Annotated in this window: 12 protein-coding genes and 8 pseudogenes; 5 read left to right on the forward strand and 15 right to left on the reverse strand. The window is 60.8% G+C overall.

The window, feature by feature from the left end:
* Nucleotides 1-3: 3 nt before the first annotated feature.
* Entirely contained in the window at nt 4-837 is an 834-nt protein-coding gene (locus B0G81_RS41790) for an IclR family transcriptional regulator C-terminal domain-containing protein (RefSeq protein ID WP_134143941.1), read from the reverse strand.
* Nucleotides 838-937: 100 nt separating this feature from the next.
* Between B0G81_RS41790 and B0G81_RS41795 the strand changes: the two genes are divergently transcribed.
* The gene (locus B0G81_RS41795; protein WP_134143942.1) at nt 938-2,086 is read left to right on the forward strand and encodes an alpha-hydroxy acid oxidase; all 1,149 of its coding nucleotides are present in this window, start codon (nt 938-940) and stop codon (nt 2,084-2,086) included.
* Between the two features lie 396 nt (nt 2,087-2,482).
* Here the strand turns inward: B0G81_RS41795 and B0G81_RS41800 are convergent, their stop codons facing one another.
* Nucleotides 2,483-3,313, reverse strand: coding sequence for a DMT family transporter (locus tag B0G81_RS41800; RefSeq protein ID WP_134143943.1), 831 nt, complete (start codon nt 3,311-3,313; stop codon nt 2,483-2,485).
* A gap of 281 nt (nt 3,314-3,594) precedes the next feature.
* Here B0G81_RS41800 and B0G81_RS41805 point away from each other — a divergent pair.
* Nucleotides 3,595-4,013, forward strand: a pseudogene (locus tag B0G81_RS41805) (recombinase family protein); the annotation flags it as partial.
* 90 nt (nt 4,014-4,103) lie between these two features.
* Here the strand turns inward: B0G81_RS41805 and B0G81_RS41810 are convergent.
* Nucleotides 4,104-4,409: pseudogene (locus B0G81_RS41810) on the reverse strand (recombinase family protein); the annotation flags it as partial.
* Nucleotides 4,396-4,911 (reverse strand): hypothetical protein, encoded by a 516-nt coding sequence (locus B0G81_RS45255; protein ID WP_243856916.1) that lies wholly within the window; start codon nt 4,909-4,911, stop codon nt 4,396-4,398. The gene B0G81_RS45255 and the pseudogene B0G81_RS41810, both read right to left, overlap by 14 nt.
* A gap of 11 nt (nt 4,912-4,922) precedes the next feature.
* Here B0G81_RS45255 and B0G81_RS41820 point away from each other — a divergent pair.
* Nucleotides 4,923-5,140, forward strand: a pseudogene (locus B0G81_RS41820) (transposase domain-containing protein); the annotation flags it as partial.
* A gap of 344 nt (nt 5,141-5,484) precedes the next feature.
* Here the strand turns inward: B0G81_RS41820 and B0G81_RS41825 are convergent.
* Nucleotides 5,485-7,410 carry a tannase/feruloyl esterase family alpha/beta hydrolase gene (locus B0G81_RS41825; RefSeq protein WP_243856917.1) on the reverse strand — a complete coding sequence of 642 codons (1,926 nt, stop codon included), beginning with the start codon at nt 7,408-7,410 and terminating at the stop codon, nt 5,485-5,487.
* Between the two features lie 308 nt (nt 7,411-7,718).
* Between B0G81_RS41825 and B0G81_RS44075 the strand changes: the two genes are divergently transcribed.
* The gene (locus B0G81_RS44075; protein WP_166679209.1) at nt 7,719-7,868 is read left to right on the forward strand and encodes a hypothetical protein; all 150 of its coding nucleotides are present in this window, start codon (nt 7,719-7,721) and stop codon (nt 7,866-7,868) included.
* A gap of 197 nt (nt 7,869-8,065) precedes the next feature.
* Here the strand turns inward: B0G81_RS44075 and B0G81_RS41830 are convergent.
* The 9 genes and pseudogenes from B0G81_RS41830 to B0G81_RS41870 form a co-directional block, all read right to left on the reverse strand.
* A pseudogene (locus B0G81_RS41830) lies at nt 8,066-8,797 on the reverse strand (IS6 family transposase).
* 243 nt (nt 8,798-9,040) lie between these two features.
* Nucleotides 9,041-11,119, reverse strand: a complete 2,079-nt coding sequence (gene atzF / locus B0G81_RS41835; protein WP_134143944.1) for an allophanate hydrolase — start codon at nt 11,117-11,119, stop codon at nt 9,041-9,043.
* A gap of 96 nt (nt 11,120-11,215) precedes the next feature.
* Nucleotides 11,216-11,855 (reverse strand): annotated as a pseudogene (locus B0G81_RS41840) (urea amidolyase associated protein UAAP2).
* Between the two features lie 23 nt (nt 11,856-11,878).
* Entirely contained in the window at nt 11,879-12,583 is a 705-nt protein-coding gene (locus B0G81_RS41845) for an urea amidolyase associated protein UAAP1 (RefSeq protein ID WP_134143945.1), read from the reverse strand.
* A 16-nt stretch (nt 12,584-12,599) separates the two neighbouring features.
* A pseudogene (locus B0G81_RS45260) lies at nt 12,600-13,053 on the reverse strand (ATP-binding cassette domain-containing protein); the annotation flags it as partial.
* Nucleotides 13,054-13,106: 53 nt separating this feature from the next.
* Nucleotides 13,107-13,305 (reverse strand): annotated as a pseudogene (locus B0G81_RS45725) (lipid kinase); the annotation flags it as partial.
* Nucleotides 13,302-14,711, reverse strand: a complete 1,410-nt coding sequence (locus tag B0G81_RS41860; RefSeq protein WP_134143946.1) for a peptidase dimerization domain-containing protein — start codon at nt 14,709-14,711, stop codon at nt 13,302-13,304. The pseudogene B0G81_RS45725 and the gene B0G81_RS41860, both read right to left, overlap by 4 nt.
* A gap of 22 nt (nt 14,712-14,733) precedes the next feature.
* Nucleotides 14,734-16,302, reverse strand: a complete 1,569-nt coding sequence (locus tag B0G81_RS41865; RefSeq protein WP_134143947.1) for an amino acid ABC transporter permease/ATP-binding protein — start codon at nt 16,300-16,302, stop codon at nt 14,734-14,736.
* 52 nt (nt 16,303-16,354) lie between these two features.
* Nucleotides 16,355-17,167 (reverse strand): transporter substrate-binding domain-containing protein, encoded by an 813-nt coding sequence (locus tag B0G81_RS41870; protein ID WP_134143948.1) that lies wholly within the window; start codon nt 17,165-17,167, stop codon nt 16,355-16,357.
* A 489-nt stretch (nt 17,168-17,656) separates the two neighbouring features.
* On the opposite strand from B0G81_RS41870, the pseudogene B0G81_RS41875 reads away from it, so the two are divergent.
* Nucleotides 17,657-18,530 (forward strand): annotated as a pseudogene (locus B0G81_RS41875) (putative urea ABC transporter substrate-binding protein); the annotation flags it as partial.
* 6 nt (nt 18,531-18,536) lie between these two features.
* Here the strand turns inward: B0G81_RS41875 and B0G81_RS41880 are convergent.
* Nucleotides 18,537-19,433 carry a LysR family transcriptional regulator gene (locus B0G81_RS41880; protein WP_134143949.1) on the reverse strand — a complete coding sequence of 299 codons (897 nt, stop codon included), beginning with the start codon at nt 19,431-19,433 and terminating at the stop codon, nt 18,537-18,539.
* Nucleotides 19,434-19,537: the final 104 nt, after the last annotated feature.

Raw genomic sequence — 19,537 nt, forward strand, 5'->3', positions numbered from 1 at the left:
CGCTCAGCGCTGATAGCCGGAGAGCCGCGACTTCGAAATCGACGTCGCGGCCACCTGCACGTGCTGCGCGAGCTCGGCCTCCACTTTCTCACGCGACCAGCGCGACGTCGGCACCGAGATATTGATTGCGGCAACGCCCATGCCACCGTGATCCGTCACCGGCGCGGCAACGGAAATATCGCCGAGCACGGTTTCGTTTTCGATCACCGCGTAGCCGCGCCGGGCGACTTTGCGCACCCGCTCGAGCAGTTTGTCGGGATCGGTTTCGGTGTAGTGCGTGAGCGGATCGAGGCGCGTTTGCGCGAGGATCTCGCGCACGCGTTCGTCGGACAGACGCGAGAGGATCGCGATGCCGGCTGCGGTGAACATGGCCGGCAAACGCGCGCCGACCACGATGTCGATATTCACCAGATGCTGGCCTGGAAACCGCGCGACGAATACGATCTCGTGCCCGTCGAGCTCCAGCAGATTGGTCGTCTCGCCGAGGCGCCGGCTGATGTCGAGCAGATACGGCGAAGCCTTGTCGATCAGCTCGTTGGCGCGCACGTAGTTGTAGGAGAACTGCAGCACTTTCGTCGTGAGGCCGTAGCTGCGCGTGTCCGGAACGCGATACAGATAACCGAGCACTTCCAGCGTATGCACGAGGCGCTGTGTCGCGCTGCGATCGAGGCCGGACGTCCTCGCGATATCGACTAGCGTCATGTGACGGTTCGGACCGTCGAATGCATGCAATACCTGAAACGCTTTCGCAGTCGAACCAACAAATAGCGACGAGCGCGGTGTCTCCGGTTCGGCCGCCTTGATCTTGCGGCCGGTACTTCTGGCGTGTTCTGACATGGTCGTATCGCGGTCTCGGGAAAGATCGAATAGCAGTTATCGCGATTGTAATGCGATTGAATGGGGCAACATCAGCAAATTTGAAATCCGCGGAGCCTTCATGCTTTCATGCGTCGCTGATTATCGGATCGCCGCCCGGAAACGTCTGCCTCGGTTCGCCTTCGACTATCTCGACGGCGGCGCCGAAGACGGCGATGCCTTGCGGCGCAATGTGCAGGCTTACCGCGAATGGCTCTTCAAGCCGCGTGTGCTAACCGATGTGTCGCAGTGCTCGAGCGCGACAGAATTTTTTGGACGTGAGGCGGCCGCCCCGTTGATCGTTGGACCGACCGGTTTGAATGGCTTGTTCTGGCCACGTGCCGACGAGTTGCTCGCGCAGGCCGCGGGCGAAGCGGGCTTACCCTTCGTGCTGTCGACCGCTTCCACCTCCCTGCTCGAAGACGTGCGCGCCGCGGCGCCGCACGGTGACCTGTGGATGCAACTCTATGTGCAGCAAGACCGCGGTATCGCCGAGGACCTGATGCGGCGTGCGAGCGCGGCCGGTTTTTCCACGCTCGTCCTGACAGTCGATGTGCCGGTCCATGGCAAACGCGATCACGACACCCGCAACGGTTTCGCGCTGCCTCTGCGACTGTCGCCCCGGCTCATCGCTGATTGCATCCTCCATCCGCAATGGTGCTGGCAAATGGCGCGCCACGGGTCGCCGCAATTGAAGAACATCGCGCGCAGCGTTGGCGAGCGGGCCGACCTGTCACGTCACGCCGCCATGCTCAGCCGGCAGATGGACTTGACGCTCGGCTGGGCGGATCTCGAATGGGTCCGGCGGCACTGGAGCGGCAAGCTGATCGTGAAAGGCATCCTGAGTCGCGACGACGCGTTGCTGGCGCTCGCCCATGGAGCGGATGGAATTGTGCTGTCGAATCACGGAGGAAGGCAATTGGGCAGCACGTTCGCGCCGCTGGAACTGTTGCCGGCGACCGCCGACGCCACCGAGAACCGTCTCGACATTTTTGTAGACGGCGGCGTGCGGCGCGGCAGCGACGCGTTGAAAGCCGTCTCGCTGGGCGCTCGCGGAGTCTTGCTCGGACGTGCGCCGCTTTACGGTCTGGCGTCGCGCGGCGGGGTCGGCGTCAAGGAAGTACTGGCGTTGATGATGCAGGAGATGCATATCACGCTGCGCTTGCTGGGATGTAGCGCGCTCGCTCAACTGGGACAGGAATCGGTCGAGCGCGCGACGTGTGATCGCTGAAGATTACTAAAGATTGCTGAATACGCCCAGTATTGCAGTGGCCTGTAATTGTAGCGGCTTGCATTTGAAACGGGCCGTGCTTGAAATCGACGCAGTTTCCTGCTCGGATTAACTGCAACTGACGGAATGCGCGTGCTCGGATTATCTGCAACTGTGCTTGCATTCCATCGCCGCTTGCTCACATTATCTGCAACTGACGGAATTCAGATCGGCAGCCCCGCCGCTGGCGGCACAATAAGGTGTTACCTCAGAATTCGACAGCTGCGCTAGCGAGGGTACGGCGTCAACCGCCCAACTCGACCGTCTCGGGTCGGCCCTGCAGCCGCCGCTTACATTGAGCTGGAGCGGACGCCCAAAAACGCCGTCCTCCTGCCGCTTGTACGGGCCGATCCAAGCTCAAACAAGTGGTCCTTCGGCTTGTTTGCGGCGAATGGCGACCGAAATCGAGCTTCCGACTATCAGTGCAATTCCTGCCGACGATACAAGGCCTACGGTTTCGCCCCAGACAACGTAACCGAAGATCGTCGCCCAGACGATGCTCGTGTAGTTATACGGTGCAAGCGCGCTGGCGTTGGCCTGCCTGAACGCCATCGTCATCAGCAGCTGACCGGCGCTGGCCAGTATGCCCAGCAGCACCATCACCGCCAGTGCTCCGGCCGTTGGTGTTCGCCACGCGAAGAGCAGCGAAATCCCGCTCACGAGTGCGCCGATGATCGTGAAGTACAACACGGCGGCGCTCGAATCGTCCGTCGGCCGGAATCGCTTGATCTGAATAATCGACAACGCCCCGAAAATCGCGCTCAGTATAAGTAGCAGCGGACCGTACCAGGCCGACTGATCGCTGCTCGGCCGCACGATCAGGAGCACGCCGACAAAACCGAGTGCGGCCGCCGCTGCATCGCGCCCTCGCAGCGCCTCGTTGAGAATTAGTGGGGCAAGGACGATGACAAAAAGCGTCTCTGCGTAGACGATGGCAACAGCCTCGCTTAACGGCACGTACGGCAATCCCGCAAAGAACAGCCCGAGGGCTGCCAGCAACGTGAGCGCGCGTAGCGTCTGCGTCCGTATGTCCAAGGTCCTGAGCCGCTCGCGTAATGGTCTTCCGCGCATGCACATCGCGAACGCGGGCGCCAGACCAAACAGCATCCGGAAGAAAGTGATCTCGTTGGCGGGATACTGCAGGGCAACGAACTTCGCGAGGGCGTCTACGAGCGCGAAGCAGAACATGGCGAACAGAATGGGTGATGCTGCGTAGCGGTACGGCTTTGTGCTGGGCAATCGAGACGGACATGCTGGCTCGCTGTTGAGGATGGTGGGAGCGCCACAAATTGACGCTCGAACTCCTGCCTATAACGAAGCCCCCATTAATCCAGGAAACGATCGTTTGTTGGATGCCGACCAGTCGTGACCGGGAGATCTCCGGAAGCGGCATAAAAGGCATCCAGTATCAGCTTCCATTTTTCAATGTCCGACTATACTGAATTTCCGGTGGACAAACTGGAAATCGTATGTTGATCGGATACGCCCGCGTCTCAACGGATGACCAGCATCTCGATCTGCAACGCGATGCGTTGGCCAAGGCCGGGTGTGAACGCGTCTTCATGACACCGCAAGCGGGGCGAAAGCCGAACGCACCGGGTTGACAGCGTTGCTCGCCGCGTTGCGCTCCGGCGACACGGTCGTGATATGGCGGCTGGACCGGCTAGGGCGTTCGTTGAAGGACCTGATCTACCTGGTCGAGCGGTTGGAGGTCGCCGGCGTCCGATTACATAGCTTGCAGGAAAACATTGACACCGCGACGATCGGCGGTCGGCTGGTGTTTCACCTGTTCGGCGCCCTGGCCGAGTTCGAGCGCAACCTGGTCCGCGAGCGCACCCGCGCCGGCCTGTCGGCGGCCCGCGCACGCGGCCATAAAGGCGGCCGCAAGAAGCGGCTCGATCCGGCGCGACAAGAACTGGCGATGCAGATCGATTACCCTCGCCTCGACAAGCCCGCACAGTTCAAGAAGATGGTGCCAGTCGCGCCCGTTACGCGCAAGACGTGAGGCATCCATACAAAGGACTGCTCCGACTTCACCAGCACACAGTAAAGCCACGATACGCTCGAAACCTGGTCGGGCGACCGCGCCACTGGCAGAACGGCCCATATCGTCATCGATAAGCTCAATGTCGCGAAATCCCCGCCGCTTTGCTTCATCCACGAGGTCGTATTGACGACGCCGGCTTTCGAGGTTCGTCTGTACCTGAGTCTGCGTCGACTGCCGGACATAGACCTCCGCTTTGCGTTTAAGAAGGAGTTCAGGCAAACGATCAACGTTCATCATCGTTATGCTCCTTTGGCGTTGCGACGCCGGCTGCCTGCATCAGCAGGCTCGCCAGATAGGTGATTGCCCTTGCGCGCTGCGCCGAGTTCATCCCCTGGAGTTCGAGGGTGTCGAACGTCATGTTCATCTGACGCGGTATCAACTGGAACGATCGCAGACCTGCTGGAACGGCGTTTGGAACCTTGCCCATTGCGTTTCTCCGGACGATGTTGGAACCGTCCTGGGAGTTTCCTCGCAAACGCTGATCAGCAAGCAACTGATGCAGCGTGCGCAATGCCGCTACAGTGACCTTGGGTTCACCAGGCGCCATGGCAGAGCACACGGCCGCATCCAGCATCCACTCCGCTACTACTCGCACTACACCCGGGTCGGCCTCGATGTGAACTACGCGACCGCCGCCGCGCTGCTCGATGTCCCGGACCTTGACGCGGCGACCATACAGTGGATGCCAACGATAATGAACTTCAATTTCCTGCCCGATATGGGCAGAATGAACGGGCAATGGCCATAGCTCGAAAAAACTGGTTATTCAGTGATACTGAGGATGGTGCGAAGGCAAGCGCTACCGTGTACAGCTGATGTTGACTTGCAGAGCCTGTGATGTCGATCCATACGACTATCTGATGCACATATTCACCGAAATGCCGCAGCGCGCACCGGATGCTGACGTGACTGATTTGCTGCCGTTCCGCTACGCCCAACAACAGCGGGAAAAGGCGCAGTCCGACTGACAAACTGAATGCGCGTCAGCACGCTGACCGACGCGCATGCTCACCACCCTGACGCAGACATCGCCGGTTGATCTCAACCGTCGCGATGCGGCCACGCCCGCCCGCCGATTGCGAACGATTCCTTATTCGGTGTGCGGAAATCATCGCTTACCGAAATCCAGTGCGAGGGCGCGACCGTCCGCGATTGTTCCTGATCAAGCCCAAACCAGACGTTTGCGTTGCCCGTCGGAAAATGTCGCGCTTGCGCACCACCCTAGCCAACTACCACGAGATCCCTCTTGCAAAGACAACGGTGCCTCTGACGCGGATTGGTCAGAGAGTCTGTGGCCATCACTCACCAGCTTTCAGTGACAGGAGTAACTGGTTGATGCCGTGAGGGCACCCCCGACGTATTGCACCGTCTGCGGGAACAGGCAAAGCGGCCTCGATGCACTGCTGTCGGCCGAACTCACCGGGATCTGGGACGGCGCCCGTCCTTTTTCAACCCAGTCACGCAGCGCCTGGAACATCTCGTCACGGCCCGCTGCCGGCTGTGGCAGCGGAATTTTCGCGGTACTGATCTGTGCATTGGTACCCGGGTCGATCGAAGCGCTAGTTGCAAAACTACTGTCGTGTGCGAGACCCGGAATCAGGAAGAGACGATAGAACGTCTGCACGGTCGAATCCCCTCCCATCTGGTTGGTGACGCGCTCGAAGTAGTTGATTGACCCTTCCGGGAAAATCTTGTCGTCGGCGAGCCCATGATAAGTCAGAATCTTGCCGCCGGCTGCCCGGAACGCGCTGAGATCCGGATCGTCGGTATTGATGTTGCTAAACGATGCCTGAAGCGCAACACCCTGCGCGTAGGCATTGGCAAGGTCGCTATATCCCAGTTGCTTCCACCTGTTCGCGCCATTACCAGTTGCATTGACGAAGGTACCCTGTGCGTAGGCAGGGTTTTGCAACTCCAGCGCGACCTGATCGGTCGCGATACTGAAAGGTGTGCTGCCTGCAAGCGACAACGAAAGGCTCGTGCCGCGTGTCAGTCCGTACCAAAGCTGGTTAGATGCGAGAGAGGCCGCGTTGCCGTTATCGACCGCCGGGTCGGGCACGCTGCCATCGGTCGTCTGCCCGTACCAGATCTGATTGACGAGGCGGGCTTCCACAGCCGTTAGGCATGCCGCGTTGCTGCTCGTTCCGACGACCCCATTCCCCGCTGTCCCGGCGCACAGTACGTTTGCATCCTTGGTTGGGTCGTATCTGCATTGCATGGGATTGAGCAGATAGCCTAATCCAACGGTATCGCACGACTTGACCGCGGCGCCGCTAACCAAAGCAAGCTTGGCGGATGAAACCGGGCCGCCGAGCGCCTGTTGCATGGCGATCTGCGGATAGAGCTCTGCGGTAATGAACTTGCTCCAGTTGAAAGCCGGCGAACCGGCGAGGATACCGTCGAAATCCGTCGGGTACTTCTGGGCGATCTTGAAGCCCTGACGTCCTCCCGTGGAAAACCCGTCCCAATAGGCGTAAGTCTGCGAGCGACCGTAGTACGCCCTGGCCAGCGCCTTGGTCTTCACCGCCATTTCGTGCATGCTCCGCTCAGCGAAGTCCTGCCACAAAACGGTGTTGATAGACCCATCCGGGTTCATTGCAAATGACCCGTTATTCAGGAGGACGTGGCCGTGATCCGAGGCGCTGACCACATATCCCTTGTTGACCGCCGCCAGATAGAGCGCTTTTGTTGCGACCTGGGTCGGATCGGAGTGTGCACCGCCGGCCCAGCCGCCGCTGCCGGTCGCCCGAATGATGCTGTTCCATGCCGAAGCCGTCGGCAGCCAGACCTCGATGCCGATACCGGTAGAGGTAGACGGCGCGCCGGTAGGCCCCGGGTTACCGGGACCGACAACCAGCTTGACCAGACACACATCGGTCGCCGCAACCGGCGGAGCGGGCGACGCCGGCGTGTTCGCGAGCGCGTACGAATCGCCCGCCTTGAACTGCTTGACAAAAACCACCGTGGTGTTTGCGTCCGGTTTGAATGCGGTTTTCATGCTGTCATCGCAGCTCAGGAGTGCAGTCTGCGTGGTTTGCAGCGAGTCGTCGTGCCCACCGCATCCAGTAACGAACGCCGCGAAAGCGATGCCAAACACCAGACAGACGACAGACCAGACATTCCTCTTTGCTCCGCTGCTTCCGGCTCTCATTTGATTCTCCGATTGGTCATGCGTTGTCCGACGATCGACAATTATTTCACGTTTCGTACTACGAATTAAGCATGGCCGAAGCCTCACTGTTCCTCTTGCCCGAATCGGAGGAGGTGCCGGCTCAGGCGCTCGAATTGCGCCGCTGCGAATTGGGCTTTATGCATCATATTGCATCTAATCGAACATGGACAAGCATTTTTCTGCATAAATAGTTCAGCGTTTACCCGGTGCTCACGCCCGGTCAGTAAAACCCTTCCCCCGGCGAGGAGCCGTGCGAACGGCGACCGTTTTGTGCACGCGCAATCGTCCGACGTCCGCCGTCTGCGCCGCGGCTAGGACATTCAGAACGTGTCCGTCAGCGTAAGGACTATTGTGGAAATGCACTGAGGCTCGTTGTGGCGTTCAATTTCTGCCAGGCGATCGGCTACTACGGCTTTGCCAACCGGGTTCCGACGCTCCTGATCGGGCAAGGCATCACAGTGACAAAAGCCTGCTGGGCGGATTCAACCGGTTGTCGCAACACCCCCGAAATCGAAGGAGGGTGAAATGGCAAGGAAACACGGGCGATGCCGCCGGGGAGTCCGCCCATTGGTAGGCTCCATTGGGCGCCCAGGCGTCAATCAGAAGCAGAACCTGCAAAGGTTCTGGAAAGCAATTGCAGAGGGACTGCCCAGCGAGGAATCGGCAGGGCGCTGTCAACTTGGCGGTGGTGAGACGGCGCAGTGCCAAAGAGGTAGATTACTCAGAAGGCGGTCGACGGATTTTGGCTGAGCTCGGTGAATGCATGCCACGCAGCGAATCGGGCGGCGAGTTGTTTGCGATAAAGAGAGGCGCGCAACAGATGCCGTTTGAGAGCAAGGTGCTGCCGAATCAGACCGAAGCTCGACAGAAAAGCTTGCGTTCGCTTCGGGTCGCGGAACCCGCGCATGCGCCGTTCGCGTTCACGGGTAGGTTGATGACTATTCTCAGCCCGGTTATTCACCCATGCAGCAGCCTTGACGAACACTTGTTTGACGCCGGCCAACTCGGGGATCTCGGCGTTCGCGGCCGGATAGCTTCGTAATTGATCTGTGACGATCTTGCGCGGCACGGGGCATGACCGAAGCACGTGCTTGAAGAAGCGTTTCGCAGCGGCTTTGTCCCGCCGCTTCTGCAACAGAATATCGAGTTCGGCACCATGCCCGTCAACCGCTCGCCACAGCAGATGAGGCTCACCGCGCAGCGTCACGAACATCTCATCGAGATGCCAGGTGCTGCCGGGCTTGCGACGCGCGGCCTTGACGCGATGCGCGAAGCGAGCGCCAAACTTATCGCACCAGCGTCGCACGATTTCATGGCTCACCACCACGCCGCGTTCGAACAACGACTCTTGAATGTCGCGCAGGCTCAGTTGAAAGCGAAAATGTCAACGCACCGCGCAACTGATGACTGCAGCCGGAAAGCGGTGACCGTGATAGAGGTATTTCGATTTCATCATCGGGCCATCTTACGCGAGCACCTCGGCAATGTGGCAGCGCCCGACGGAGGCAACTACGCTGCAGCGGACTGCGGAACCGATATGCCAGAAGGCATGACCGTTGCACCTCGCTAAGAGACATTGATACCGACAAGTATCGAGCGGCAGTGAAGCGTCGTGGCGTACAAGTGGTCATGAGCGACCGACCCGGCTGTGACCTCGATGTGATTGCTCACGTCTATATGCCGTGGCGCGGATGAATCAGACACCTATGGGCTGGGCCAGCCACGCACGCCATCCGCCGAATTTCGAAATGTCCTCGCCCAATGCCACTCCATACGGCTCGCAGAGGAACCCTGTTTGCCACGAACCGTCCGCCAGTTCGACTTTACCCAACGCGAGCGGTGACGGCACCCTTGCGATAAGCGAGCCGAATTCCGCAGAAGGCATTTCCCAGACCTCCACGGCGATGCCGACGCCGTTTTCCTCGGCGCGCCACATGCCGGGGCGACGCTTTCCGTCTGCGGAGGCGGGCAGTGCGCACAATCGATACGTCGACGCGGTGCGGGTCGCACGCACGAGTTTCGCGCCTCGGGAAACGAGATCGCGATTCAACGGCAGGCCTTGCATATGCGCGCCGCAGACCACGACTGACATGCGATCGTGGCTGGCGACGCCCGGCGGGCCTGCATCAACGGCATTGGCTCCCACGCATTTGATGCCGCTCGTGCGCTGAAACAGGTCCGCGACGCCGAGCAGATACTGATCGGTGAACGCGCGGCCGAACACCGTGACGCCCCACGGCAGCCCGTTGTTCATGAAGCGCGTCGGCACGGCGACCGCTGCATAGTCGAGCAGGTTCATGAAGTTCGTGTAGTAGCCGAGCAGTGAGTTCGGACCGATCGGATCGCGTTCGAGTTCTGCGAGCGTGACCGGGCGCGGATACGTCGGCGTGAGCACGAAGTCCAGCGTGTCGAGCACGGCATCGCACACGGCCTTCAAATCCTGTAGCCGGTACTGCGCGCGGAAGAGTTCGACGGCAGTGGCGCCCGGCGCTTTCGCAAGTACATCACGAATGACGGGCAGCACGGCGTCTGGTTGCGTCGTGATCAGTTCGCCGGTCACGCTGTAGCGTTCCGCGACCCAGGGGCCTTGATAGAGCAGTTGGGCCGCTTCGACGAACGGCCCGAAATCGATCTCGACCGCTTCGCCTCCCGCCGCTTCGAGCATCGCGCGCGCCTGCGCGAACAACGCGGGGCTTTCCGTGCATCCCGCGAATTCGAGTTGCGCAGGCACGCCGAAGCGGAACACGCTGGGCGTGCCAAACGCGCGTGCGTCGTTCCATTGCGGATTCGTGCGGCTGTACGCGTCGCGCGGATCGGCATGGGCGGTCAGCGCAAGCAGTTCGCTGGCTTCCGCCGCTGTCGCCGTGAAGAATGTGATGCAGTCGAGCGTGCGGCACGCAGGCACGACTCCAGCCGTCGACAGCAAGCCTTTGCTCGGCTTCAGTCCGACGAGATTGTTCAGCGCGGCGGGCACGCGTCCCGAACCGGCCGTATCGGTGCCGAGCGCGAACGTGGCGACGCCGAGCGCGACGGCCAGCGACGAACCCGCGCTCGATCCGCCCGACGGATAGTCGGGATGCACGCTGCTGCGGCACTTGCCGTAGGGCAAACGTGTGCCGTTGAGGCCGGTCGCAAACTGGTCGAGGTTGGTCTTGCCGAGCGGGATCGCGCCGAGCGCGATCAGCTGCGCGACGAGCGTCGCCGATTCGTTTGGCGTGTACGCAAAGGCGGGGCACGCGGCCGTCGTTTCGATGCCCGCGAGATCGATATTGTCCTTGATCGCGAACGGAATTCCGTAGAGCGGCAGGCTCGCGGCGTCGTGCTCTTCAAGCCGCGTCAGGAAAGGCGCGAGTTCCTCTTCCGTCAGAAGACCGTTGAAGAGGTTGAACTCGGGATTAAGCGCAGCCGCTTTCGCACGCAGTTCGGTGACGAGCTTGCGCGGCGTGAGCGCGCCTTCGCGATACGCGCGGCGAAGCGTCGAGAGACGCAGATCGAATGACGACATGATGGTCCGTTGAGTAATGTTATCGATGTTCTTCATTGACGCCGGATGACCGCGACGCGCTGCCCCGCGCGTACCAGCGACCCAGGTCGCGACGTGAACCGCAGTCACAGTTCCGGCACAGGGCGCGCACACGGAGATTTCCATCTTCATCGACTCGATGACGAGCAGCACATCGCCTGCCACAACCGTGTCGCCCGTTGCGACTTTCACCTGCCAGAGGCTGCCGGCGATTTCGCTGTCGACCGCGAGTTCACCGTCGTTCAGCGGCAAGCCTTGAGCAACTGATCGCGCGCACACGTGCAGAGACGGCCCGAGCGAACCAGCATGACGCGATGGACCCAGAGTGGCGAACGCGCTTCAGTTCCTTCAGTTCCAGATGATCAGCTCCGCAGGCGTCGGGTTGTAGGCGTTGCACGGATTGTTCAGTTGCGGGCAGTTCGAAATCAGCACGATCACATCCATCTCCGCGCGCAGTTCGACATATTTGCCCGGCGCGGAAATGCCGTCTTCGAACGTGAGACCGCCTTCGGCCGTCACCGGCACGTTCATGAAGAAGTTGACGTTGGCGCCGATGTCTCGCTTGTTGAGGCGGTCATCGTGCGCGCATGCGCAAGAAGTTGTCGCGGCAGCTATGCATGTAGCGCTTCTCGAGTGCGTAGCGCACCGTGTTGCTCTCCTGCGCGCAGGCACCGCCGAGGGTGTCGTGACGGCCGCACGTATCGGCGACGATGGTCAGCATCGGATTGCCGAGGTTCGAATACAGCACCGAACCCGTCGTCAGATAGAGGCTCTTCTGGCGGCGCAGGGTGCGTTGCGGATCGAAGCGCTCCCGTGGATTGTCGAGACTGTAAAAGAGCGTATCGACGGCCTGGTTACCTTCCAGATCGACGATGCGAAGTGTCTGTCCGGCCTTGACCTCGTGCAGCCACGGTTCGCCTGCCGCGAGCGCTTCGCGGTAGGCTGCGTGGTCGAGACGCTTGTCGCTGACGGTGAGCGTGCTGGTCATGTCTTGGGTGTCTCCGGTTGCGCTCAAAGGAAGAATCGTTCAGTGTTGATGGAGCCGCGCACGTTTTCTTCGCAGGCGGTACGGCAGATTTCGGCCACTTCGGGATGCGACTGGCTCAGTTCGAGCTTCACCGGCGTGGGCGCGTATTCTGTGTTCGGGTCGAGCGGATGCTGGATCGCGGTCAGAAAGACGAGCGTGTTCATCGGCGCATACAGTTCGACGGAGTCGCCCGCCTTCGAATTGCCGGGTACGAAGGCGAGCGCGCCTTCATCGGTCACGTCTATGCGGCTGAAGAGGTTGAGGGTCATCATCAGGTCGGAGACATCGAGTCCCCACTTGCTCATCTCGACGAGCAGGTTGTCCGTGCCGTTGCGATGGAACGCGTTGCGCAATTCCTGATAGCGGCCCGCGCCATATCGTTCGACGACTTCCTGCGCATTCGTTACTCCTCCGATGCTGTCGTGCCAGCCGCACGTATCCGCGACGATCGCGGCGAGCACGCGGCCCATGTCGGAATAGAGGCAATGCCCGGCAGTGAACTTCGCGGTGTGCTGACACTTGAGCGAATCGGGAAAGTTGAGTCGCTCGCTCTTTTCCGCGGCGTTGACCATCATCACGCTGACGTTCGCGTCGCCACGCAGATCGGTCAGGCGCAGCGACTGTCCCCGCTTGACGATCAGCGACGCATGGCCGCCGCCGGGGATAATTTCTTCAAGTAGTACTGTCATAAGCCTGAGCTTTCCCTTAGTCGCAAACCAGTTTGATAGGAAACACGCCCTGCACGGCGTCCCGGGCGATATGGACCGCCGACGCCAAGGCGCGCGCGGTCGAGCGGAACGTCGTAAGTGATACGTGCGCCGTATGCGCCCAATGCCTGCGGGTGGATGCGGACCGTGTCGAAAACGAGCACGCGGCTGCTGAGCGTATAGCCTTCTTTCAGGTCGTGCGTGACCATGAAAATCGTCACCCCGGATTCGCGTCACAGCTCGGAAAGCAACACGTGCATGTCGCGGCGGATGCCGGGGTCGAATGTGCCAAACAGTTCGTCGAGCAGGAGCACGCGCGGCTTCATCATCAGCGCCTGCGCGATCGCGAGCCGTCGCTACATGCCGCCCGAGAGCTGCTGCGGATGCTTGTTCAGCGATGCGCCGAGGTCCATGCGTTCGAGCATCGCGACGACTTCGTCGCGTGCCGCGCGCCATCAGCTGTCGATTGATGAGTCGCATGGTGTCCGCCCCGTATTTGAAACGCTCAGAGCTTGCCCGCCGCCGCCATTTCGACGTAGGTCGGGTCGAAACGCAGCTTCACGGTGCCCTTGTTACCGACCACGACGCCCTTGCCGAACGCCATGCCGACCGCATTGGCACTTCGCATCCTGTCCGGGCAGACCGTGATCAAAAGAAAACTTCGAGACGCGCGTCATGATCTTCGGCATGTCCGGGCTGGTCACGCCAGTCCTTCCGAGCACTCGCCTTCCGTCCACGTGCCGTTCCAGAACGACTGCGGATTCTGTGTCAACGTCGTCCACGCGCCCAACCGCGGCGCGCCAATACGCTTGCCCTCGATCCTCGACATGAGTTCCGACTTCGCATCGTCGATGAGGCGCGGCTCGCTCAGCAATCTGACCGCTGCGAGCGCGATCGCCTTCGACGCCATATGCGGACCCGCGCGGCTCGCCGCATGACCCGACAATGCTGTCCAACCCCAGTGATGGATCGGAACCTGCTTCGGATAGGCCCAGTTCACGCGGCCGAGCGGAATGCGCCAGCTCACTTCGCCGTCGTCCTGGCTGTAGTAGTCCTGTCCCTCGTCATAAAGCCGGATCGTCTCATCGAGTTCGAACGGCTGCGCGGGCGCGCATTGCTCCGCCAGTTGCTGCATCCAGTCCTTGTCGGCATCTGACCACTTTGGCGGTCCCACGTCGTTCAGGCTGTCGTAGAGCACATTCGCAAGCGCATCGTTCGCAAGATAGCCCCGGCATGTCGAAATCGGCAGATGCCGCCAGTCCAGGCCACACTGCTGCGCCACCTTCTTGCATGTATCGATGACCGCGTCATACACGTCCATCGCGCGTTCCACGTGCAGATGCCGAATCGAGAAGTACAGCCTCACGTCATCGGGCACGACACCGGCTATTTTCATGTCGCCGCGAATGATGTGCTTGACCGGCACATCGGGATATCGCTGCTTGAAGTCGCGCAGAGCGAACAGCGCTTCCTCTGCACCCGCGAGCGCATTCACCTTGCCCGTGTAACCGCCGTGACTGCTTTTTCCGACAAACACGAACTCGCCCGTCGCCATCGCCTGACAGGGACGCGAGACCGCGCCGTTCTGGTAATCGCCGTGCGACGTCAGCAACGCATCGCAGTCCTCGAATGCGCCTTTGACGAACAAGGCGACCTTGCCCCACAACAGTTCTTCGGCAGGGCATCCGACCACCTTGATCTCGCCGCCGATGCCCAGCGCTTGCGCACTGCGGACTGCCGCAATGGCCGCGCCGATGTTCGCCGGTCCGATGTGATTGTGTCCGCACGCGTGGCCCGCTTCCGATGGCGGTTCGCTGCGCGTGTGGCATGCGCAGTTGCCGAGTCCCGGCAGCGCGTCATATTCCGCGAGGATGCCGACGCACGGTCCTGCACCGATCCGCTTCCTGGCGACGAACGCCGTGGGAATTCCGACCACGCGACGTTCCACATCGAAGCCTTCCGCTTCGAGCCAGCCGGTCAGAGCCTGCGCTGCGCCGAACTCCATGCACGGGAGTTCCGGCGTGTTCCAGAGCATATCGAAGCCGTCTTCGATGCGCGGCCTGATCGCGTCCCAGTGCGACTCCACGTCGCTGAGTTGAATGCGTTTCATCGTCTTGTGGGGGTTATCGCGCCTAGGCGCTAAAAGTAGTGTCTAACGAACTTCGGTCGCCGACGGCATCGTGATTCAAGGGTCCCGGCGCGCCGATGCCGATGAACCGTCGCACGCGCTCCGCATCGGGATGCGATCGGATAGCATCGGGCGATGCATGCAGACGCAGCTCGCCGTGCTCCATGAACGCGATGCGATCCGAAATCGACATCGCGAAGTTCATCTCGTGTGTGACGATGATCATCGTCATGTGCTCGCGCGCTAGTTCGGAGATGACCTGAAGCACGTCGTCGACGAGTTCCGGGTCGAGCGCCGAGGTCGGTTCGTCGAAGAGCATGATGTCAGGTTCCATGGCAAGCGCCCGCGCAATCGCGACCCGCTGCTGCTGACCGCCCGATAACTGATGCGGATACTTCTGCGCATGGGCCAGCAGGCCGACCTTGTCGAGTAGACCGAGGCCGATGTTGCGCAGTTCGGCCTTCGAGCCTCGCCGATGGTAATGCGGCGCCATCAGTACGTTGTCGAGGATGGTCCGATGCGGAAACAGGTTGAAGCCCTGAAACACCATTCCGATGCGACGTCGCACCTGCCACACGCGCTCCGGGTCGGCGCTGGCTGATGCGTCGATGCACGGCTGGCCGAATAGATGGATCGCGCCATGGTCGATGCTTTCGAGTCCGTTGATCGTGCGGATGAGCGAAGTCTTGCCGGAGCCGGACGGCCCGATGATCGACAGCACCTCGCCCGCGGGCACATTGAGACCGATGCCCTTCAGCACTTCATGCTTGCCATAGGCTTTGCGCACGTCTTTCAGGCTCAGCGCATCCTGGCCCTTGATACGCATTGCACCCGCTTCTTTTTCCACGAGGCGTTCGCGCATGCGCATCAGCTCGTCTCCGGCGATTGTCTCAGGACGGCGGCGTGTGAGGTCGAGCCAGTGTTCAAGCTGCTTGAGCAACCAGCCGAAAACGGTCACGATCATCACGTAATAGACGCCGATCGCGGCCAACGTTTCAAGCACGAGGAAGTTCTGCGAATACATGCGCTGACCGACCATCAGCAATTCAGCAAGCGAAATCACGGATGCAAGTGAGGTAAGCTTGATGCACGTGATGAACTCGTTGACGAGCGTGGGCAAAGAGATCCAGAACGCCTGCGGAATCACCACGAGCCGTTGTAGGCCCAAGCGGCGCAGCCCGAGTGCCGTCGCGGCTTCCAGTTGCCCCTTGTCGACCGAAAGCAGTCCGCCGCGATGAATCTCCGCCATATACGCAGACTCGGTCACGACGAGCGACACAAACGCCGAGAAGAAAGGATGCGACAGCGCCGGCCCCGTCGACGGGAAAAGCTGCGGCAGGTTGAACACGAACACCATCACGACGAGCAAGGGCACGCTGCGGAAGAACCAAACGTAAGCGGTCGCGGGCCTGCTCAGCCACGGCTTCTTCGACAGCTTCGCCAGCGCAATCGGATAGCCCGCAACCATGCTCACGACCCAGGAGAGCACGCCCAACTCGATGACGGTCAGGCACGCTTGCCAGAACATCCGGTCAGCGAACAACGAAAGGAAATACGGAAGATTGAACTGCATGGTCGCCCCGACTTGCTACGATTGCGCCGCGTGATACGGAAATTCGGAAGATTCAGGGAAGCTGTGACGGAGGAAGCAGGCTGTACTTCGCCAGGATCTGGTCGAGCTCGCCGCTCTTCTTGAGCTTCCCAAGCGCATCGTTGAGGCTCGCGTTGAGCGCTGCATTGCTTTTCTTCGTATAGATGCCGAGCAATACCGGGTTGACGAGATTCGGCGAGGACACCACCACCCGTCCCGACGATTTCGCCGCGAGCGCGTGCGCGGCAGGCGCCACTTCTAACTGCGCCTGCACGTTGTTCGACATCAAAGCCTGAAATGCCTCGGGTGCGGACGGGAACGAACTCACGGCGATCACGCCCTTGCCATTGGGCTTGCAATAGCCATCCGATACGCCTGCGAGCGTCGATGCCCATACATTGCCCTGCTCGACACCGACCCTCATACCGCAAAGGTCCTGAAGCGTCGCGGGCTTCGTCGCCGCGCCCGAAGGCACCAGGATTGCGCCGCCAGTCGTCGCGTAGGCGATCGCATTCGCCTGCGCCGTGCGCTCCGGCTTGATGAACATCGCGGAGATGACGGCATCGAAGTGACCGGCGTTGAGGCCGAGGATCAGGTTAGGAAAGCGCGTGTCGGCGAACTCGATTCTAAGGCCCATTTCCTTGGCCAATGCACGGGCGATGTCCGCATCCGCGCCGACCACGTCGTTGCCCGAATATGATTCAAACGGAGGATAGGTGATCTCCATGCCGATTCTTAGAACGTTCGGTGCGACCGTGACGCCGGACTTCACCGTCGGCTCATCGGCATGAGCGGCGGTCGTGCACAGCAACGCAAGGGCTAAGCCCGCAAAGCGCAGGAGTTTCATTGGCTTTCCTTCGAGAGGGTTCGTGAAATGGAAGATCGATGGGGCCATGATGTCGCGCCAATACGGTCAAAAGAATATCGACCATAAAAAGCTTTGGTTTAGATATTCATGAACTAAAGACCCCTCAACGTGCTTGGGCAAAACCCCAGACCGCGTGCTCAGACGCCCGATTGCGGTGCACATCCAGCGCCTTCGAGAGCATGTGTTTCACCACCACGGGGGAAGCCGCGCTGCATTCGACAGTAAGGCGTGGATGCGCGCGCTGGCACGTTTCCCGCGTGAAGAGGCGTGCAAAGAGCCTGCCCATCCCCCGGTTCATCGAACAATCTGGAAATGGACGGCTACGGTTCCGATCTGCTGATGGCAGGTCCTGGTCCGAGATCTGTGGACCTCAGGCGAGGTTACATGACGGGATAAAAGCCTGGGAGAGAACGCGATGTTTGCGCTGCTCCCTTGCTATCGCCAACCGTCTCCTCCTGGGTCAACCTCATGCGCAAGTTCGCTCAGTGTCTTGGCATCGCCGTCGTTTCCCTCGCCGCATCCGCTTCGAGCGCCGCTTTCGCCGCGCCTCGCAACGACTTCAAGGTTTGCTGGACCATCTATGCGGGCTGGATGCCTTTGGGGCAGGCGAAAACGCAAGGCATGGTCTCCAAGTGGGCGAAGAAGTAGGACATCAACGTGGACGTCGTGCAACTGAACGACTACGTCGAGTCCATCAATCAATACACGGCCGGCAAGTTCGACGGCTGCGCGATGACCAACATGGACGCACTCACCATTCCGGCATCGGGCGGCGTGAACTCGACCGCACTCCTCGTGAGCGACTATTCGAACGGCAACGACGGCGTGCTCACGAAGGGCAAAGGCAAACAGATCGCCGATCTGAAGGGCCAACAGGTCAACCTCGTCCAGTTCTCCGTCTCGTACTATCTGCTCGCACGCGCCCTCGAAAGCGCGCACATGAGCGAGCGCGACGTCAAGGTCGTCAATACATCCGACGCCGATATTTCCGGCGCATTCGCGACGCCGACCGTGCACAACGCGGTCACGTGGAATCCAATGCCCGCCGATCTCAGGGCGCAGCCGAACGTCACTGAAGTCTTCGACTCCAGCAAGGTCCCGGCGAGATCACGGACATGATGGTCGCCAACACGAAGACGCTGAAGACAACCACGCGCTCGGCAAGGCACGGACCGGCGCCTGGTTTGAGATGGCCGCGCTCATGCAGGGCAACTCCGCTGAAACGACCGCCGCGCTGACCTCGATGGCCAAGGCCTCGGGCAGCGACCTTGCCAACTTCAAGGGCCAGCTCTCGACGACCGCCCTCTTTTACACGCCCAGGCCTGCCGTCGAATCGATAAGCGCGCGTTCAAGCCTCTGAGCCGATTCGCTGTCGAAGCAGTTCGAGAAACTCCTTCGTCAGCGGTTCGTTCGAGCGGCTCTGACGTTCGATGAATGCGAACGTCAGATCGAAGCGCATCGTGCCGGGCGCGAGCGCGCGCAAACGGCCGTCGTCCACCCATCGCTGCGCGAAGTGCACGGGCAGGAACCCGATATACGCGCCCGACAGAATCAGGATCAACTGGCCTTCGACGCTGTTCGCCGTCGCTTGCGTGTCGCGCATGCCGTGCCGCATGTGGATTGCCCGATTCCACGAAGCGCGACCCACAAAGCGATGACTCTCCAGATCGCCCTCGCTCACGCGACGGACGTTAAAGAGCGGATGCTTGTCCGCGCAGTACAGGTTGTGACGCTCGCGATAGATCGGGTTGTACTTCAGGCCGTTCATCTTGAGCTGCACGGTGCTGATAGCGGCATCGAGCCGGTTGTTGAGCACGTGCACCTGAAGCTCGTTCGATCCACCCAGTAGCAGATGAAGATGAACGGCGGGGCGCGCCGCTGAGAAGGCAGCGATGGTCGCATCGAGCGGAAGGTTCGTGTCGGTCACGATGCCGTCGAGCATGCCAATCCTGAGATTACCGCGCAGGTCGCCTTTCAGGTCGGCGGCGAAGCGCTCGAAGCCATCGACTTCGCCGAGCAGCCGTTGCGCTTCGACGTGAAACTCGGCGCCCTTGGGCGTGAGACTGAAGCCACCGCGTCCGCGATGACAGAGCACCACGCCGAGCTGGGCTTCCAGTTGACTCATGTAGGTGCTGATCGCTGAGGTCGACATGTTCAGCTCGTGCTGCGCGCGGGCGAACCCTTGCTGCTGTACGACGCTCATGAACACGCGGAGCAGGCGCAAGTCGGGAATAACCGTTGTCATTGCAGTTTTAACGCAGAAATGGGATGAACGTCAGACCCGATGCATATTGAGGCCCGAAGACCTAATCGTCGTTAAGTCTAGCTTAAGCAGTTTGCAAGACGAAG

The organism is Paraburkholderia sp. BL6665CI2N2, assembly GCF_004366535.1.
In the GTDB taxonomy this organism is placed as follows: domain Bacteria; phylum Pseudomonadota; class Gammaproteobacteria; order Burkholderiales; family Burkholderiaceae; genus Paraburkholderia.

Excerpts from the sequence above, each read along its gene's own strand:
- B0G81_RS41845 (WP_134143945.1), bottom strand. The coding sequence starts at position 12,583 with ATGACAGTACTACTTGAAGAAATTATCCCCGGCGGCGGCCATGCGTCG.
- B0G81_RS41800 (WP_134143943.1), bottom strand. The coding sequence starts at position 3,313 with ATGTTCTGCTTCGCGCTCGTAGACGCCCTCGCGAAGTTCGTTGCCCTG.
- B0G81_RS41790 (WP_134143941.1), bottom strand. The coding sequence starts at position 837 with ATGTCAGAACACGCCAGAAGTACCGGCCGCAAGATCAAGGCGGCCGAA.
- B0G81_RS41795 (WP_134143942.1), top strand. The coding sequence starts at position 938 with ATGCTTTCATGCGTCGCTGATTATCGGATCGCCGCCCGGAAACGTCTG.
- B0G81_RS41870 (WP_134143948.1), bottom strand. The coding sequence starts at position 17,167 with ATGAAACTCCTGCGCTTTGCGGGCTTAGCCCTTGCGTTGCTGTGCACG.
- B0G81_RS41860 (WP_134143946.1), bottom strand. The coding sequence starts at position 14,711 with ATGAAACGCATTCAACTCAGCGACGTGGAGTCGCACTGGGACGCGATC.
- B0G81_RS41880 (WP_134143949.1), bottom strand. The coding sequence starts at position 19,433 with ATGACAACGGTTATTCCCGACTTGCGCCTGCTCCGCGTGTTCATGAGC.
- B0G81_RS41865 (WP_134143947.1), bottom strand. The coding sequence starts at position 16,302 with ATGCAGTTCAATCTTCCGTATTTCCTTTCGTTGTTCGCTGACCGGATG.